17 protein-coding genes are annotated in these 17,174 nt (G+C 73.7%); 2 read left to right on the top strand and 15 right to left on the bottom strand.

Going from position 1 to position 17,174, the window contains the following annotated elements:
- Positions 1–6 precede the first annotated feature (6 nt).
- From C7Y72_RS06415 to C7Y72_RS06435, 5 genes are read right to left on the bottom strand one after another with little or no spacing between them, the layout of a single operon-like run.
- A complete protein-coding gene (locus C7Y72_RS06415; protein ID WP_107567817.1) occupies positions 7–528 on the bottom strand; it encodes a nitroreductase family protein in 522 nt (173 codons plus the stop codon).
- Positions 528–1,175 carry a hypothetical protein gene (locus C7Y72_RS06420; RefSeq protein WP_107567819.1) on the bottom strand — a complete coding sequence of 216 codons (648 nt, stop codon included), beginning with the start codon at positions 1,173–1,175 and terminating at the stop codon, positions 528–530. Before C7Y72_RS06420 ends, C7Y72_RS06415 begins: the two co-directional genes overlap by 1 nt.
- Before the next feature lie 12 nt (positions 1,176–1,187).
- Positions 1,188–1,613: a D-aminoacyl-tRNA deacylase gene (gene dtd, locus C7Y72_RS06425; RefSeq protein WP_107567821.1), complete on the bottom strand. Its 426-nt coding sequence runs from the start codon at positions 1,611–1,613 to the stop codon at positions 1,188–1,190.
- The gene (locus tag C7Y72_RS06430) at positions 1,613–2,548 is read right to left on the bottom strand and encodes an AEC family transporter (protein WP_107567823.1); all 936 of its coding nucleotides are present in this window, start codon (positions 2,546–2,548) and stop codon (positions 1,613–1,615) included. Before C7Y72_RS06430 ends, dtd begins: the two co-directional genes overlap by 1 nt.
- 3 nt (positions 2,549–2,551) lie before the next feature.
- Positions 2,552–3,544, bottom strand: a complete 993-nt coding sequence (locus tag C7Y72_RS06435) for a galactose-1-phosphate uridylyltransferase (protein ID WP_107567825.1) — start codon at positions 3,542–3,544, stop codon at positions 2,552–2,554.
- Between the two features lie 97 nt (positions 3,545–3,641).
- Here C7Y72_RS06435 and C7Y72_RS06440 point away from each other — a divergent pair, with 97 nt between their 5' ends.
- Positions 3,642–3,974, top strand: a complete 333-nt coding sequence (locus C7Y72_RS06440; RefSeq protein WP_107567827.1) for a luciferase domain-containing protein — start codon at positions 3,642–3,644, stop codon at positions 3,972–3,974.
- Between the two features lie 32 nt (positions 3,975–4,006).
- Here C7Y72_RS06440 and C7Y72_RS06445 read toward each other — a convergent pair whose 3' ends face one another.
- The 7 genes from C7Y72_RS06445 to C7Y72_RS06475 all read right to left on the bottom strand — a co-directional run bounded on the left by C7Y72_RS06445 (position 4,007) and on the right by C7Y72_RS06475 (position 11,622).
- On the bottom strand, positions 4,007–4,711 hold the full coding sequence (locus C7Y72_RS06445) for a TetR/AcrR family transcriptional regulator (RefSeq protein WP_107567829.1): 705 nt from the start codon (positions 4,709–4,711) through the stop codon (positions 4,007–4,009).
- 24 nt (positions 4,712–4,735) lie between these two features.
- A complete protein-coding gene (locus C7Y72_RS06450) occupies positions 4,736–5,905 on the bottom strand; it encodes an acyl-CoA dehydrogenase family protein (protein ID WP_107567831.1) in 1,170 nt (389 codons plus the stop codon).
- Between the two features lie 2 nt (positions 5,906–5,907).
- Entirely contained in the window at positions 5,908–7,101 is a 1,194-nt protein-coding gene (locus C7Y72_RS06455) for a lipid-transfer protein (RefSeq protein WP_107567833.1), read from the bottom strand.
- Positions 7,102–7,203: 102 nt separating this feature from the next.
- Positions 7,204–8,859 carry an acyl-CoA synthetase gene (locus C7Y72_RS06460; protein ID WP_107567835.1) on the bottom strand — a complete coding sequence of 552 codons (1,656 nt, stop codon included), beginning with the start codon at positions 8,857–8,859 and terminating at the stop codon, positions 7,204–7,206.
- Between the two features lie 135 nt (positions 8,860–8,994).
- A complete protein-coding gene (locus tag C7Y72_RS06465) occupies positions 8,995–9,783 on the bottom strand; it encodes a DUF1295 domain-containing protein (RefSeq protein ID WP_107567837.1) in 789 nt (262 codons plus the stop codon).
- Position 9,784: 1 nt separating this feature from the next.
- Positions 9,785–10,822, bottom strand: a complete 1,038-nt coding sequence (locus tag C7Y72_RS06470) for an SAM-dependent methyltransferase (protein ID WP_158276691.1) — start codon at positions 10,820–10,822, stop codon at positions 9,785–9,787.
- A 200-nt stretch (positions 10,823–11,022) separates the two neighbouring features.
- Positions 11,023–11,622 carry a TlpA family protein disulfide reductase gene (locus C7Y72_RS06475; RefSeq protein ID WP_107567841.1) on the bottom strand — a complete coding sequence of 200 codons (600 nt, stop codon included), beginning with the start codon at positions 11,620–11,622 and terminating at the stop codon, positions 11,023–11,025.
- Positions 11,623–11,804: 182 nt separating this feature from the next.
- Here C7Y72_RS06475 and C7Y72_RS06480 point away from each other — a divergent pair, with 182 nt between their 5' ends.
- The gene (locus C7Y72_RS06480) at positions 11,805–15,278 is read left to right on the top strand and encodes a DEAD/DEAH box helicase (protein WP_107567843.1); all 3,474 of its coding nucleotides are present in this window, start codon (positions 11,805–11,807) and stop codon (positions 15,276–15,278) included.
- On the opposite strand, the gene C7Y72_RS06485 is transcribed toward C7Y72_RS06480, so the two are convergent.
- Genes C7Y72_RS06485 through C7Y72_RS06495 form a run of 3 tightly spaced genes read right to left on the bottom strand, consistent with a single transcriptional unit; the run spans position 15,275 to position 16,989 of the window.
- Entirely contained in the window at positions 15,275–15,469 is a 195-nt protein-coding gene (locus tag C7Y72_RS06485) for a hypothetical protein (RefSeq protein WP_107567845.1), read from the bottom strand. The two genes, C7Y72_RS06480 and C7Y72_RS06485, sit on opposite strands and share 4 nt — an antisense overlap.
- 9 nt (positions 15,470–15,478) lie before the next feature.
- Positions 15,479–16,198, bottom strand: a complete 720-nt coding sequence (locus C7Y72_RS06490; protein WP_107567847.1) for a biotin--[acetyl-CoA-carboxylase] ligase — start codon at positions 16,196–16,198, stop codon at positions 15,479–15,481.
- Positions 16,195–16,989, bottom strand: coding sequence for an SAM hydrolase/SAM-dependent halogenase family protein (locus tag C7Y72_RS06495; protein ID WP_107567848.1), 795 nt, complete (start codon positions 16,987–16,989; stop codon positions 16,195–16,197). The genes C7Y72_RS06490 and C7Y72_RS06495 overlap by 4 nt, the downstream gene beginning before the upstream one ends.
- Positions 16,990–17,174 lie beyond the last annotated feature (185 nt).

A 17,174-nucleotide genomic window follows, 5' to 3' on the forward strand; every position in this document is an offset into this window, starting at 1 on the left:
GGGACCTCAGTCCAGCCAGTGGGCGACGAGGTCGAGCCCGGCGCGCTCGGGCACGCGCTGCTCCTGCCGGGGCTCGCCGAGGTGCAGCAGGCCGAGCGCCCGCTCGTCCTCGCCCATGCCCAGCGCGGCACGCCCCTGCGGGATCCGCAGCACGGCCGGGGTGCGCCAGTAGCCGGCGAGGCCGCGCGCGTGCGCGCCGAGCAGCACGAGGTAGGCGGCGACCGCCGCCGAGCACAGGTCCTCCTCGTCGACGACGGGGTCCTGCGGCGAGGTCACGTAGGACACCGCGACGAGCGTCGGGGCCCGGTCGAGCTTCGCGCCCGACCCCGCGATCTGCGCGTCGGCGGCCTGCTTCAGCCGCGCGAGCGAGCCCGGTCCTAGGACGCGGAACCGCCACGGGTTCGTGAGGTGGTGGTTCGGCGCCCACGTCGCGAGCTCGAACAGCTCCTCGAGCGTCGCGCGGTCGACGGGGGTCTCGCCGTAGGCCTTGTGCGTGCGGCGGGTGCGGACGGCGGTCTCGAGGTCCATCAGGCCTCGCCCGCCTCCTCCTCGTCGTCCTCGTAGAGGGACTCGCAGGCCAGCTCGGTCCCGCGGTCGTCGAACAGGCGGATGTCGAGGTAGTCCTTGCGGTAGGCGTCGGGCGCGATCAGCGTGAAGCGGCCCTCCTGCACGACGCACTGGTCGACCGGCAGGTCCGCGAGCTCGGCCACGACGACCGCGCCGCGGTCCACCAGCGGCCGGCCCCACACGAGCGTCATCGCCGCGACGTTGCCCTCCTCGCCGCGCCAGCCGCCGATGACCTCCTCGCAGAGGTCCAGCTGCCAGTCCGGGTTCGCCTCGGCGATCTCGGCGGTGTAGTCGGCGGTGGAGAAGAACCCGGAGGGCTCCTCGCCCTTCTCGGTGGCGGGCAGGTAGCTGACGTACCCGTAGAGCTCGTAGTTCTCGGTCGTGCGGATCGACGCCGGGATGTACGTGCGGCCGTTCCAGGTGCGGTCCGGGTACCAGGAGATCTCCCCGGTGGTCTCGCCGAGGTCCTCGTCGTCGTCCCCGTCGTCGATCCGCGCGCACGCGGCGAGGAACTCGGCCTTCAGCCGGTCCGCCCAGCGGCCGTAGGGGAGGAGCTCCTGCGGCGGCTCGGCGGCGAAGCGGGGGACGAAGCGATCCACGGGCGGCATAGGCCGCCAAGTCTAGGAGGCGGACAGCTCGAGCATGAGCGTCACGGGGCCGTCGTTGACGAGCTCGACCTCCATGTGCGCGCCGAACACGCCGCGCTGCGCGTCCAGCGCCGCGCAGAACCGCTCGTAGAGCGGCTCGGCGACCTCCGGCCGGGCGGCCGCGACGTAGCTGGGGCGGGTGCCGCGGCGCGCGTCCCCGTAGAGCGTGAACTGGCTGACCACGAGCACCTCGCGGTCGCCGAGCGGCTCGTTCATGCGTCCGTCCGCGTCGGGGAAGACGCGCAGCGCGCGGACCTTCTCCGCGAGCCGGTCGCCGACGGCCGCGGTGTCGTCGTGGGTGACGCCCAGCAGGACGAGCAGGCCGGGGCCGATCGCGCCGACGACCTCGCCGTCGACCGTGACGCTCGCGCGCGCGACCCGCTGGACGAGCGCGCGCATCAGGTCACCGCCGCCAGGACGAGCGCCCCGGTCACGACCGCGGTGGTGGACCAGGCGACCGCGCTCGCCGCGATCCGCAGGTCGAGGCCGTAGACGTGCGCGACGATCAGGGCGTTGATCCCGCACGGCATCGCGGCCTGGGCGAAGTACGCGTCCGGGATGTCGACGGTCGTCAGCGCCCCGACGGTGAGCGCGCCCGCGGCGAACAGCGCCGGGGCCAGGAGCACGCGGCAGCCGAGGACGACGAGCACCGGACGGGTCAGCGGTGGCGGGAAGCGCATGTTGCCGTCCTCCGCCTCCTGGCGCAGGTGCACGCCGAGCGCGAAGAAGCCGACGGGCAGCAGCGCCAGCGCCCCGTAGCGGGCGATGTCCGAGAGCGCCTCGGGCGCCCACGCGTCCGGGGCGACGAGCGCGAGCCCGAGCGCGAGCAGCGGCGGGTTGCGCACGAGGAACGCCCGGACCCGCTCGCGGGGCGTCTCGCCGGCCTTCGTGCCGAGGGCGGCGCCGATCGCGAACGCGGGCACGAACAGCATCGGGACGCTGACCGCGAGGTCCCAGGTGATCGCCTCGGGGATGACGTCGGTCCCCAGGACGGCGGCGGTCAGCGGCAGGCCGAGGTAGCCGGTGTTCGCGAGGATGCTGCCGACGACCACGGCACCGGTCGCGGCGTCGTCGAGGTGCAGCAGCCGGCGGGCGAGCTGGAACGCGACGAGCCCGACGATCGCGAGCTCGGTGTAGGCGAGCAGCAGGCCGACCCCGAGCCCGGCGGTGAGCTCCAGCCGCGTGACCGCGAAGAACGTGATCAGCGGCAGCAGCCCGTACAGCAGCACGTCGAACGCGCGGCCCGTGCCCGCGACCGCGCGCTCGCCCCAGCGGGCCTCGGAGGCCATGCCGGCCGCGGCCGACGTGATGATGCCGACGAGGACGAGCAGCACGGCTCAGGCGTCGCGCAGCTCGGCGGCCGCGGTCTCGGGCGCGACGACGTTCAGGTGCAGGCCGGTGCCGAGCTCGAGTCCGGCGAGCGGCGTCAGGCGCGGCAGCAGGTCCACGTGCCAGCAGAAGTGCTCGGAGCCCTGCGGCGCGGTCCGCACCCAGAGCGTCAGCGGCGGCGGCGCCCCGAAGCGGCGGGCGAGCCGGCCGAGCACGTCGTGCAGCAGCACGGCGACCCCGTCCCCGGCGTCGGCGAACGACATCTGCGGGGTGCGCGGCACGAGCATCAGCTGGTAGGGGGCGCGGCTGGCGAACGGCGCGATCGCCACCGCCTCCTCGCCGACCGCGACGAGCCGGTCGCGCAGGCGCACCTCCTCCTGCAGCAGGTCCCCGAGGAGGTTGCCGCCCATCGTCCGGGTCGCGTACGCCCCGAACCGCTCGCGCTCGCGGGCGACCAGCGCGGGCACGAAGTCCATCGCGTACAGCTGCGCGTGCGAGTGGGCGCGCGACGCTCCGCCCTCCGGCCGCTCGTTGACGTGCACGTGCACGTAGGAGGCGTCCGCGTGCGCGCGCATCCGCTCGCGCCAGACAGCGACGGCGTCGACGACCCGCTGCTGGGGCAGCTCGGCCAGGCACGCGACCGGCTCCGGCGCGGTGACGATCACCTCGTGCGTGCCCGCGGCCGGGAGCGCGGTGAAGAGGTCGGGCTTCGCGAACCGCTCGGGCGGGCTGGCGGCCGCGTCGGGCGTGAGCGCCGGGTAGCGGTTGGGCACGACGCGGACGCCCCAGCCGGGCGTGTCGGGGGCCCGGCCGGCCGGGCCGGTCGCGTGCAGCTCGGGCGGGGTGCGGTCCTCGTGCCCTTCGGCGAACGGGTCGTCGCCCGGGTCGATCGGCGGCACGGGCGGGACCTCCAGGCCGACGCCCGCGCCGCCGCGCGCCGCGCGCTCGGGCGCGATGACGGTCCGCAGACCGGTGAGGGCGTCGACGCGGATCTCGGGCACGCCCCCAGACTACGGACGCGGCACGCCGGGGAGCCGTCGCGCGGTGCGCGCGTGGCGCCCTTGACCTCAACCGTGGTCGAAGGTGCACGCTGGATCCATGACCACCTTCACCACCCCCAGCCAGCAGATCGTCGACGTCGTCACCACGTGGGAGGGCGTGACCACCCACTGGGGCGACCGCGGCGAGCTGTCGTTCCGCGTCGGCCGCCGCGAGATCGGCCACCTGCACGGCGATCACGCCGCCCACTTCCTGTTCTCCCGCGCGCTCGCGAGCGAGCTGCGCGCGGCGGGCCGGGTGGGCCCGCACCCGATCTTCCCCGAGCACCCGAAGCTCGCCGCCCGCCCGATCCGCAACGCGATCGACGTCGCCGACGTGATCGAGCTGCTGAGGCTCAACCACGAGCAGCTGCTGGCCCGCGCGGCCGCGTGAGCGGCCGCCGGACCAGCGCACGCCGCGGCGGGTCAGTCCCCGCCGCGGACGACGGCGACGAGCACCGGCCGGATCAGCGGCCAGGGGTCACGGGTCTTGCGCCCGCGCGGCTCGAACCGCTCGGTCAGCGCCAGGCCGCGCATCGTCGCCAGCACGGTCAGCAGGCGGCCCTCCATGTCGGCGTCGCGCAGGCCGTCGGTCAGCAGGTTCGACGACAGCGACGCGACGCTGCGGGCCATCATCCGCTCGAGCGGCACGAGGCGCTCGTGCAGCTCCGGGTCGTCGGCGGCGGCCACCCAGACCTTCACGAACACCGTGAAGATGTCGCTGGAGAAGTCCCCCCACAGCAGGTCCAGGAGCGCGCCCGCCTGGCCGTCCGCGTCGTCCCCGATCGCGGTGAGCCGCTCGCCGAGGTCGCTGATCCGCTGCTCGGTCAGCCGCTCGACCGCCGCGGTGACGAGGTCGACCCGATAGGGGAAGTGGTGCGTCTGCGCGCCCTGCGAGACCCCGGCGAGCTCGGCGACCCGGCGCGTCGTGGTGGCGGCGTAACCGGCCTCCAGCAACGACTCGATCGTCGCGTCCAGGAGCTTGGCGCGCGTCTCGGCGGTCCGCTGCTCCTGGGTGCGTCGGGGCCGGGCCGGCGGCGTCGTGCCCGTGGCCCGGCGGACGGCCTTCACCGCCGCCTTCCCGGAGCGCTGGACGGCGCGCCGCGGGTCGTCCAGCGGTGAAGGGGGCATCCGCGGAGTCTCCCAGAGACCCGCTCAGAGGCCCATCGTGCGCCCGATGAGCTCCTTCATGATCTCGTTGGTGCCCGCGTAGATCTTCGTGATCCGCGAGTCCAGCCAGACCTTCGAGATCGGGTACTCGGTGGTGTAGCCGTAGCCGCCGTGGAACTGCACGCCGGTGTCCGCGATCTTGCAGAGCAGGTCGGTGGTGACGTACTTCGCCATCGCGGCCTCCTCGACGGTGCAGGTGCCCTGCACGTACCGCTCGATGCAGCGGTCGACGAAGCAGCGGCCCATCTCGACCTCGGTGCGCAGCTCGGCCATCGTGAAGCGGATGTGCTGGTTGGAGCCGATCGGCTTGCCGAACGCCTTGCGCTCCTTGACGTAGTCGAGCGTCATGTCGAGCGCCTTCTCGCAGCCGGCGATCGAGGTCACGGCGAGCGTCAGGCGCTCGGGCACGAGCCGCGAGACGAGCTGCAGGAAGCCGGAGCCCTCCGCGCCCAGCAGGTTCTCCTGCGGGACGCGGACGTCCTCGAAGAACAGCTCGGCGGTGTCGGAGGCGTGCTGGCCGACCTTCTCGATCTGCTTGCCGCGCTCGAAGCCCGGCATGCCGCGCTCGACGACGAACATCGACAGGCCACCGTGCTTGTCGTCGCTGGTGCGCGCGGCGACGAGCACGAGGTCGGCGTTGATGCCGTTGGTGATGAAGGTCTTCGCGCCGTTGATGACGTAGTCGGTGCCGTCGCGCCGCGCGGAGGTCTTGATGCCCGCGAGGTCGGAGCCGGTGCCGGGCTCGGTCATGGCGATGGCGAGGATCTGCTCGCCGGACGCGATGCCGGGGAACCAGCGGCCCTTCTGCTCGTCGTTGGCGGACGAGATCAGGTAGGGCAGCACGACGTCGGTGTGCAGCAGCGGCCCGCCGATCGCGTCGCCGACGCCCGCCTTGACGCCCTCCTCGCCGAGGACGACGTTGAAGCGCCAGTCGTCGATGCCGTTGCCGCCGTACTCCTCCGGCACCTCCATGGCGAGGAAGCCGTGCTCGGCGCACTTCGTGAAGAGCTCGCGCGGGACGATCTGCGCCTTCTCCCACTCCGGGTAGTGCGGGACGACCTCGCGCTGCAGGAAGGTCGCGTAGCTCTCGCGGTAGTCGTGGTGCTCGGGCTCGAAGATCGTGCGCTTGCTCGGGGCGGGGGCGGTGGTGGCCATGTTCATGCTGCCTTCGTGTAGAGGGAGACCACGGCGGCGCCGCCGAGGCCGATGTTGTGCTGGAGGGCGACGGTGGCGCCCTCGACCTGTCGCTGGTCCGCCTGGCCGCGGAGCTGCCAGGTCAGCTCGGCGCACTGGGCGAGGCCCGTCGCGCCGAGCGGGTGGCCCTTGGAGATGAGGCCGCCGGAGGGGTTGACGACGGGGCCGGCCCCGCCGTAGGTGGTCGCCTCGGACTCCACGAGCGTGTGGCCCTCGCCCTCGGCGGCGAGGCCGAGCGCCTCGTAGGTCACGAGCTCGTTGGCGCTAAAGCAGTCGTGCAGCTCGATGACGTCGACGTCGGCGATGTCGACCTGCGCCTCCTGCAGCGCGGCGGTCGCGGCCTTGCGGCTCATGTCGGCGCCGACGAGCGTGCGCGCGGAACGCGAGCTGAAGGTGTCGGGCACGTCGGTGACGAGCGCCTGGCCGGCGAGCTCCACGGCGCGGTCCCAGAGGTCGTGCTCGTCGACGAACCGCTCGGAGGCGATGATCGCCGCACCCGCGCCGTCGGAGGTCGGGGAGCACTGCAGCTTCGTCAGCGGCGCGTAGATCTCGGGCGCGTCCTTGATCTCCTGCAGCGTGTACTCGGTCTGGAACTGCGCGTAGGGGTTGTTGACCGAGTGCTTGTGGTTCTTCCAGCCGATCCAGGCGAAGTGCTCGGGCTTGGAGCCGTAGAGCTCCATGTGCTCGCGCCCGGCCATGCCGAACATCTGCGGGGCGAAGGGCGCCTGCTCCCACTCGCGCAGCTCGCCGAGGGCCATGACGTGCTTGTCCATCGGGTTGGTCCGGTCGGGGTACTTCATCCCGAGCGAGCCCTTCTCCATCTTCTCGAAGCCGAGCGCGAGCGCGCACTCGGCGAGGCCGGCGCGGACCGCGCGGCGCGCGAGGTACAGGGCACTGGAGCCGGTCGAGCAGTTGTTGTTGACGTTGACCACCGGGATGCCGGTGAGCCCGAGGCCGTACACGGCCCGCTGGCCGGCGGTCGAGTCGCCGTAGCAGTAGCCGACGTAGGCCTCCTGCACGGCGTCGTAGCCGATGCCAGCGTCGGCGAGGGCGGCGCTGCCCGCCTCGACGGCCCAGTCGGGGTAGTCCCCCTCCTTCGTGCCGGGCTTGGAGAACGTGGTCATGCCGACGCCGATGACGTACGTGCGGTTGCTCATGGGCGCGCAAGGTAGCAGATACCGAACGCACGCTATGTAAGTCGGCGGGGCGGCGCGCGCAGCCCCTGCGGCGGGCGCCGCGGGGGCGCGCCGCCGGGTCGGTCAGGCCTCGTACTCGGCGAGCTTGCGCTTGAGGACCTTGCCGGTCGGGTTGCGCGGCAGCGTGTCGAGGAAGACGACCTCGCGGGGCACCTTGTAGCGCGCGAGGTTCTCCTTCACGAGGCTCTTGAACTCCTCCTCGGTGGCCTCCTCGCCGGGCAGCAGCGCGACGAACGCGCGCAGTCGCTTGCCGAACGTCTCGTCGTCGACGCCGATCACCGACGCCTCCGCGACCTTCGGGTGCGAGTGCAGCAGCTCCTCGACCTCGGCCGGGAAGACGTTCTCGCCGCCCGAGACGATCATGTCGTCGTCGCGGCCGTCGATGAACAGCAGGCCGTGCTCGTCGACGTGGCCGACGTCGCCGGTCGCCATGTGCCCGTCGATGACCTCCTTGCCGCCGCCGCCGGTGTAGCCCTCGAACGCGAAGCCGTTGCTGACGAAGATCCGGCCGGTGACGTGCGGCTCGGTGATGAGCTCGCGCTGCTCGTCGTAGAGCCGGACGGTCGTGCCGCGCGGCGAGCGCCCCACGCAGTCCGGGGCGATCGCGAGCTCCTCGGGGGTGGCGACCGTCGCGTAGGCGACCTCGGTCGAGCCGTACAGGTTGTAGACGACGGGCCCGAACGCCTTCGTCGTGCGGCGGCAGAGCTCGCCGCCGAGCTGCGACCCGCCGACGAACACGATCCGCAGGGCGCTGAGGTCGAGGCTCTCGCGGACTGCGGGATCGACCTCGAGCATCCGCGTGAGCATGATCGGCACCGAGATGAACGCGGAGGCCCGGTGCTCGGCCAGGTCGCGCAGGGCCTGCTCCGGGTCGAACTTGCGGCGCAGCACGAGCGTCGAGCCGAGGCCGACGCCCAGGACGACGTGGGCGAGGCCGAGCGCGTGGAAGATCGGCGGCCCGATGACCGTCGTCTCGCCGCCCTTGAAGGGGATGCGGCCGACGAGCGAGCCCGGCAGGATCAGCGACTTCGGCGTCGGCCGCGGCGCGCCCTTGGGCGTGCCGGTCGTCCCGCTGGTCAGCACGATGAGCTTCGCGGCGGCGCCGACCCGCGGCGGCGGGGCGGTGGAGGAGCGGGCGACGACCGCGTCGATCGTGTCGTCGGCGGGCTCGTCGGTCCACGCGCGCAGGCGGCCGGCGCGCGGCTCGAGGCCCTCGAGGAACGCCGAGTACTCGTCGTCGTGGATCAGCAGGTCGGTGCCCTCGCGCCCGGCGACCTCGCGGATCTGCGGGCCGGCGAAGTCCGTGTTCAGCAGCACGAGCCGCACGCCCGCCTTCGCGCCGGCGAACAGCGCGATGACGAAGCCGCGGTGGTTGCGGGCGAGGAGCGCCACGCCGTCGCCGGGGCCGAGGCCGCGCTCGCGGAAGTGGTTGGCCAGTGCGTTGGAGGCGGCGTCGAGCTCGGCGTAGGTCATCTCGCCGCGCTCGTCGCGGATCGCGATCGCGTCGGGGACGCGCTGCGCGACCGCGGCGATCGAGCCGCCGAGCAGCCCGTAGCGCAGATAGCAGGAGACGGCCTTGGCGGTCTTGTGCGGCGGCTGGGGGTGGAGCATCCCTACCTCGCGCAGGCGGTTCGCGTAGAACAGCTCGTTCCCGATCCGGGTCGCCACGCGGGCGGCGGGGGCGGGGACGCGGGCGAGGAGGTCGGTCACGGCGGCCATGCGCGCCAAGATACCGACGGGGCGTTCTGCGGGAGGAGTCGCCGCCCGCGGTCCGAGCGCCCGGTCGGGCGTCCCGGCCGCAGGACGGCTTCCGCATCAACGTAGCAAGCGTTCGGTAAGTTGCGCAACCGGGCGCTACGTGCGACGCGCCAGGCCCGATCGGGGCGGCAGCGGGAAGAAGCCGCTCGTGCGCTCGACGTACTCGGCGTAGCCCTCGCGGCGCGAGCCGATCGTCTTCTCCAGGCGCTCCTTGCCGGAGGTCTTCGTCAGCAGCTGGGTCATGATCAGCGGGCCGACGACGGTCCACCACGCGCCGCTCTCGAGCGCCACGAGGTAGATGCCCCACCACACGCAGAAGTCCCCGAAGTAGTTGGGGTGGCGCGTGTAGCGCCACAGACCTCGGTCCATGACCTTGCCCTTGTTCGCCGGGTCGGCCTTGAAGCGCGCGAGCTGCGCGTCCCCGACCGCCTCGAAGAACAGCCCGACGGCCCACAGCGCCACGCCCGCGATCGCGAGCGCGCCGACCGCGTCGTCCTGCGCGGCGGCCGCGGTGACCGGCAGCGACACGAGCAGGACGAGCACGCCCTGGAGGCCGAACACCATGCCGAGGCTCACGAGCGGGAAGCGGTCCCCGTGCTTCTCGCGCATCTCGACGTAGCGGTAGTCCTCGCCCTTCTCGTGCAGCTTGCGCCGCGTGAGGTAGAGCCCGAGCCGCAGGCCCCAGAGCCCGACGATCACGAGCAGCAGCAGCCGACGGCCGTCGTCGCCGTCACCGGCGAGGAACGCGGCCGCGGCGACCACGACGTACGCGAAGCCCCAGACGGGGTCGACGATCGACACGTCCTTCAGCCGCAGGGACAGCAGCCAGGTGCCGAGCATCAGCACGGCGACCGAGGCGGCGGCGGCGATCAGGACGGTGCCCATGTCAGGCGGTACGGGGCTCGAGGAGGTAGTGGCTCACGAGCCACTCGTTTCCGTGTCGCCACTTCCAGATCTCATCGGTCGAGATGAGGAACAGCCGCCAGCCCCCGAGGACGACCCGGGCGCGGTCGGGCGGGAAGACGGTCTCGAGGATTCGCAGCGCCTCGTCGCGGCGGCCGTCGAGGTTCGCCAGCCAGGCGACGAGCGTCTTGGCGTAGTGCCGGCCGTCGACGACCCAGCGGTCGCGCACGACGAGGTCGTCCTGGAAGTGCAGCAGCAGCTCGTGGCTGGGCATCAGCCCGGCGGTGAAGAACCGCTCGGCCGCCCACGTGCCCTCGAACAGGTACGGGACCTGCCGCTGGCTGAACACGTGGATGAACAGCTTGCCCTCGGGCTCCAGCCACGTGCTGACGCGGCGCAGCAGCTCCTTCCAGTTGCGCATGTGCTCGAACATCTCGATCGACATCACGCGGTCGAACCGCCGGTCGGTCGCGAAGACGTTCACGTCGCAGGTCTGGATCTCGAGGTTCGTGAAGCCCTTCTCGCGGGCGATGCCCTCGATGTACTCGCGCTGGCCGTGCGAGTTCGAGACGCCGAGGATCGTGGCGTTCGGGTACTGCTCGGCGAGCCACAGCGACAGCGAGCCCCAGCCGCACCCGAGGTCGAGGATCGTCATCCCGTCGCGGACCTGGGCGCGCTCGCAGGTCAGCCGCAGCATCGCCTCCTCGGCCTGCGCGAGCGTCTGCACGCCGTCGGCCCACAGGCAGCCGCTGTACTTGCGCCGCGGCCCGAGGATCAGGCCGATGAAGTCGGCCGGCAGCTCGTAGTGCTGCTCGTTGGCCTCCTGCGTCGCCTCGGCGATCGGGCCGGTGGACTTGTGCGCGACGAGCTCGCGCAGCCGCTGGTCCTGCGCCTCGATGCCGCCGCGGCGCTCGCGGCGGACGCGGTCCCAGGCGCCGTAGCGGGAGCCCAGGCGCAGCACGGGGTCGGGGATGAGGTCGCGCTGCAGCGCGCGATCGAGCAGCTCGTAGCGGTCAGGCATCGATGCAGGTCTACGCGCCAGCCGCCGGTGACGGATCAGCGGCCGGGTCGCCCCGGCGGGGTTTGCGGGCCCTCGTGCCGGACACCCCGGACCCATGCTCTACACCATCGTCCTGATCCTGCTCGTCATCGCGCTCGTGATGTTCATCACCGGCCGCCGCCGCGTCTGACCCGCCCCCGCGCGGCCGGGGCGCAGCCCCGTCAGCCGCCGAGCGCGTAGCGCCGGATGTCGGCCGCGAGGTCGGCTTCGTCGGCGTAGAGGCCCTGCTTCGTGAAGACCTTCTCGCCGCGGGCGTCGAAGAAGATGGTGGCCGGGTAGGCGGCGCTCACGCCGAGGTCGAGCGCCGCCTTCTCGTTCGGGTCCTTGTAGCTGGGGTAGCTCACGGGGAAGTCGCCGAGGAACTCGCGCGCGTCGCCGTCGTTGTCCCCGGAGTTCAGGCCCAGGAAGGCGACCCGCTTGCCGAACTCCACCGACAGGTTCTGGAAGTGCGGGAACTCGGCGCGGCACGGACCGCACCACGACGCCCACTTGTTCACGATCACCGGGGTGCCGGCCTCGCGCAGGGCGGCGAGGCGCTGCTCGACCGCGTCGCGGCCCCCGCCGAGCAGCTGCGAGGACTGCTCGTGGATCGCCGCCAGCGGCGCCGGGGACCCGGTCAGCTCCTGCTCGATCTGGGACGGCGAGTAGCGCAGCTCGTCCTGCGACGGCGCGGCGTTGTCACTGCCCGTCTGCGAGAGCCCGACGGCGACGAGGGCGACGAGCGCCACTAGTCCCACGGCGATCAGGAGCTTGGTGCGCATGCACGCAGGATGGCAGAGGGCGAGACGCGGTCCGCCGTCAGCTATGCTCCTGGGCACCGCGGCGCGAGGGGCACGGACAGGAGCCACCCCCGCCCGCCCAGCCGGGATCCGTCCCGGGCCGTTCCGACCGCCACGGCGAACCGTTCGCCCGACGCGGTCCCTCCCCGATTTCCGTGCCGCCCATGGCCGACTCCACGATCGTGGCCTCCGAGGCCGCTGCCCTTCCCGATTCCCGCCGCGTGGCGCAGGCGGAGGAGCTGACCCGCGAGCGCTTCATCCACGAGGGCGAGACGCCCGAGGTCGCGCTCGCACCCGGCACCGCGCGCCGCCGGGCGCTCGACGCGGCACTGCTGGAGGTCGACGCCGGACGGAGCACCCCGTCGACGAAGTGGCGGCGCCGCTACTCGCTGCTGCTCGGCCTCGAGCGCGTGCTGTCCGACGACGAGCCGCGCCTGGCCGACGGCACGCTGCTGAACCCGCACCAGGTCGACGCGCTGGCCGGCACGCTGACCGCGCTGCTCGCGACGGCCCAGAGCGCCGACCTCGGGGCCGACGAGGCCGACGAGATCGAGGTCGCCGCCCCGGTCTTCGCGGTCGACGACCACGCCGAGGCGGAGGCGCGCGCGGCCGCCGCGGCGCTCGAGCAGGAGCTCGAGGGCTACGACATCGACGACGCGTTCGCGCTCGACGAGGACGACGAGGACGACCACGCCGCCGCGAAGTCCGAGGACGAGGACGACGCCGCCGACGAGGACGTCGACGAGGACATCGACCGCGTCGCGCTCGACGACCCCAACGCGCACAAGCGGTTCTGGTTCGAGCACGCCACGGGCGCCGGCAAGACGGTCGCCGCGATGGGGTTCGTCGCCGCCACCCGCACCGGCGGCGTCCTGATCCTCACGCACCGCCGCAACCTCGTCGACCAGTTCCTCGGCGAGCTGCGCACCCGCGGCTACGGCGACCGCGAGTCGCCGCCGCTGCTCGGGGGCGACGGCGTCGAGGCGGGAAACGGGCCGGTCACGGTCGAGACCTATCAGTGGTTCGTGCGCAACGCGGGCCGCATCTCGCCCGCCTACACGGTCGTCATCTGCGACGAGGCCCACACCGCGCTGGGCGAGAAGACCTCGCAGGCGATCCGCGAGTGGACCGGCCCGGTCTTCATCGGCATGACCGCGACGGGCGCGCTGATCGCCCGCCACGTCACCGACCTCTTCCCGACGCAGACCTCCCGCTTCGACCTCGCGCAGGCCGCGCGCCGCGGCGTCATCGCGCCGCTGCGCTGCCTGCGGATCCCGCCCGGCGTCGGGGTGAAGACGATCGCGAAGGTGCCGCTGCGCAAGGGCGACGTCGACGTCGAGTTCGACCAGGACCTCCTCGCCGAGCTGCTGGACCAGCTGCCGTTCAACATGGCGATCGCCGACCTCTACAAGACGCGCTTCAACGGCGTCCCCGGGGTCGTCTACGCGGCGGGCGTGCGCCACGCGTCCAACGTCGCCGAGGCCTTCCGCGACGCCGGCATCAAGGCCGAGGCGGTCTCCGGCGAGACGAAGAAGCGCGACCTCGCCGAGATCCTCGCCCGCTACGAGCGCGGGGACATCGACGTCCTCGTCAACGCGCAGCTGCTCGCCGAGGGCTGGAACTCCCCGCGCGCGACCGTCTGCATGCACCTGGCGCCGACCGCGTCCAAGCGCATCTACCAGCAGCGCGTCGGCCGCGTCACGCGCCGCCATCCGGGCAAGGAGGCCGGGGTCGTCGTCGACTTCGTCGCGCCCGCCACCCGCCACGACGACCCGGTCGTCACCCTGCACTCGCTGCTGGACCGCGACGTCTACCGCGGCGGCGCGATCGTCGTCGGCCCGGTGCGCCGCGGCCGCGGTCGGCGCGTGCGCGTCGAGCGCCGCGTCATCCCCGTGTGCGCCGAGGAGGCCCGCCGCCACGAGGTCTTCGAGCGCGAGCTCTGGCGGATCGCCGTCGAGCACCTCGAGTGGGGCGAGCAGCACATGTGGGCCGCGCTGGCCGGGGCGCGCGTGCAGTCCGGCGGCTGGCGCCGCGCCCGGGCGATGCTCCACTTCGATCGCACCGGCGAGCTCAAGCGCCAGTTCCTCGTCAACACGGTCAAGCGCAACGCCTCCTCGCAGCTGCGGATCCGCGCGCTGCAGGAGATCGCCGCCTCGCGCGACCCGGAGGCGTTCGACGTCGCGCACGACGAGGTCGGCACCTGGGCCCGCGACGCGCGCCGCGAGGGCACGAAGGTGCTGCTGCAGGCGCTGACCGAGAAGCGCATCGGCCGTCGCGACCAGAACAACGCCTGGATCTGGCGGCTGGCGGAGTACACGCGCGAGCTGCACGAGGAGTACGCCGTCCAGCGCTGGCCGGAGACGAAGCGGCTGCTCGGCCTGCTCGTCAACTCGGCCGGTGGTGCGCACGCGCGCAACGCGCGGCGGCTGGTCCAGGTCGCCAAGACGAAGGACCGCCGCCTGAGCGCCGCGATCCTCGCCGCTGCGGTGGCCCACACGCCCGAGGCGGAGTCGGTGCTGCGTGACGCGCGGACGCGGATGTCGCGCAAGCCCAGCGCCCTGTCGCGCGAGCTGCTGCGCAACTTCCCCAAGGCCAAGCGCGGCCGGCGGCGCCGCAAGAAGAAGGGTGCGGGCGGCGCGGAGGCGGCTGCGGCGCCCGAGGCGGTCGCCGCGGCGACCGTCGAGTCCGGGCCCGACGTCGTCGACCTGATCGCCGACGCGGCCGCGACGCTGCCGAAGGCCCGCCGCAGCGCGAAGCCCGTCGCGCCCGTCGAGGCGCCCGCCGCCGACGGCGACCAGGACGCGGACGGCCTGCCGCTGCGCTCGCGCCAGCCCCGGCGGCCCGTGAAGGTCACCAACGAGCAGCCCGAGGTCGAGCCGCCGAAGCCCGACCGCTCGGCGGACGGGACCGTCGTGCAGCGGCCGGTCGCGCTGCGCAAGGTCACGATCACGCCCGACGAGGACGAGCAGCCGACGCCACGGCGCCGGTCCGGGTCGCGCCGGCGCAAGGGCGCCGCCAAGGACGCTGCCGCCGAGGCGCCCGCCGCGACCGAGGAGGCCCCGACGTCCAAGCGCGCCCGGCGGCGCCGCGCGAAGAGCTCCGCGCAGGCGGACGCGGCCGAGCCGGAGACCGGCGCCTCGTCGCCGGACCCCGCCGAGACGCCGGCGACGCGCACGACGGCGAAGCGCAAGGCCGCCGCGTCCGGCGGCGAGGACGCGCCCGCCCCTGCGTCGCGCAGGCGCGCGACGCAGGCGAGCGACGGCGACGCCCCGGCCCCCGCCCGGAAGGCCGCGACGAAGGCGAGCGACGGCGACGCGCCGGCCCCCGCGACGCGCAAGCGCGCGACGAAGAAGACCGACGGTGACGCCCCGGCCCGCGCCCGCAAGGCGGCGGCGAAGGCGACCGACGGTGACGCTCCGGCCTCTGCGACCCGCAGGCGCGCGACGAAGAAGACCGACGGTGACGCTCCGGCCCCCGTGAAGGCGCGCGCGACGAAGGCCGCCGCGCCCGCGGCCGACGCGGACGCCGAGGCGCTGCGCCGCAAGCGCTCCGAGGCCGCGAAGAAGGCCGCGGCCACGCGCAAGGCCAACGCCGCGCGCAAGGCGGCCGAAGCCGCCGCGGCCGCGACCGACGGCTAGCGCGGCTTCGCGCCGCCGGGCTGCTTGAGCGCCTCGGCGGCCGCCTTGGCCTTGTCCTTCGTCGTGCCCTTGCTCTTGGCGATGTCCTTGAGCTCGTTGAGGTCCTGCTTGAGGGCCTCCTGGCCGCCGCGCTTCTCGATCACGGCGTCGGCCTGCTTCTTGGCCTTCCCGAGCATGCTCTTGAGGTTCATCCCTCGAGGCTAGCGCGACCGCTCCAGGTGGACCTCACCTGCGTCCAGCGCGGTGCGCCCGCCGCCCGGCAGGGCGACGACGAGCCGGCCGAGCCCGTCGATCCCCGAGGCGATGCCGTGCCCCTGCGCCCAGCGCACCTCGCGACCCGCGAGCCCGTCGCGGGCGCGCCAGCGGTCCAGCAGCGCATCGGACGGCAGTCCGAGCGCAGCGTCGAGCGCGTCCAGCAGGGACGCGAGCACCGTCTCGAGCTCGCCCGGCGAGCGCTCCATCGAGGCCGCCGTCGCGTGCAGCTCCGGTGGCAGGTCCGCGACCCGCACCGCGACGTTCAGCCCGATCCCGATGATCGCCCAGCCCTCCTGCGGGCGCCCCTCGCAGAGGATCCCCGCGACCTTCCGGCCCGGCCCCGCGTCCGTGTCGTCCCCGGGCAGCAGGACGTCGTTGGGCCACTTGATGCGCGCCGCCTCCCCGACGACGTCGGTCACCGCCACGGCCGCCGCCAGCGGCAGCAGCGCGAAGCGGTCGCCCGCCCCGCGGACGACGACGCTCATCAGCAGCGCGTGCCCGGCCGGGGCCGACCAGGTGCGGCCCTGCCGGCCGCGCCCGGCGCTCTGCGCCCCGGCGGTGACGAGCGTGCCGTGCGGCGCGCCCGCGACGGCCAGCTCGCGCGCGCGGTCGTTCGTCGAGGTGGTCTCGCGCAGGTGCAGCCGCGGGGTCCCCAGCGCGGTCACGCCGGTGAGATCCGGACCTCGGCGTCGAGCTCGAGCCCCAGCGCGTCCCGGGCCGAGCCGCGGTTCACGGCCAGGGCGAGCGTGCGGTACGCGTCCTCGTAGACGAGCAGCCCGCCCGCCTCGACGTCGGCGAACGTCGTCGCGTAGCGGGCGTCGCGGCCGTTGACGCGCACCGGGGTGCCCAGGCGCAGCCCCGACCCCGTCAGCTCCTCGTGCTCGACGTCGAGCGTCACGTTGCCGAAGCGATCGAACGCGATCGCGTGCGCCACCAGCCCGTCCCCGTCGGCCATCGCCAGCGGCATGCCGATCAGCAGGATCTCGTCGGCGTCCAGCGGCTCCCCGGCGGCCGCGAGCGGCTCCCCGGCGGCGATCGCCGCGGCCACGGGCGCGAACACGTCACGGCCGTGGAACGTGGCGGCCGCGGCCTCCAGGCGGTGCGGCGACCGCGTCACGTCGACCGCCTCGACCACGCCGCCGAAGCGCTGCGCCGCGAGCGACAGCAGCCCGTTGTCCGGCCCGACGAGCACCCGGTCCTCGTCGGCGCAGCGCAGCGCCACCGCGCGACGCTGGGTGCCGACCTCCGGGTCGACGACCGCCAGGTGCACGCCGGGCGGGAAGTACGGCAGGGCGCGGCGCAGCACCAGCGCGCCGGTGCGGACGTCGTGGCGCGGGATCCCGTGCGTCACGTCGATGACGCGGACGTCCGGGGCGATGCGGGCGATCACGCCGTGGCACACGCCGACGAAGTCGTCGTCGAGGCCGTAGTCGGAGAGGAAGGTGAGGAGCGTCATGCGCAGCCGATCCTAGCCGCGCCGGGTTCGTGCCCCGCAAGCAGCGGGAGCGGCCGCGCCCCGAGGGTCCAGTCCCGAGACGCGGCCGCTGAAATCCCGCAAATGACGCACGCGCGGAGGTTCCAAGACCGCAGTGCGATGCACATGGTCAGGGGGTCAGCGGTCCCCGACCATCCGTTGCAACA

The organism is Paraconexibacter algicola, from assembly GCF_003044185.1.
Classification (GTDB): Bacteria; Actinomycetota; Thermoleophilia; order Solirubrobacterales; family Solirubrobacteraceae; genus Paraconexibacter; species Paraconexibacter algicola.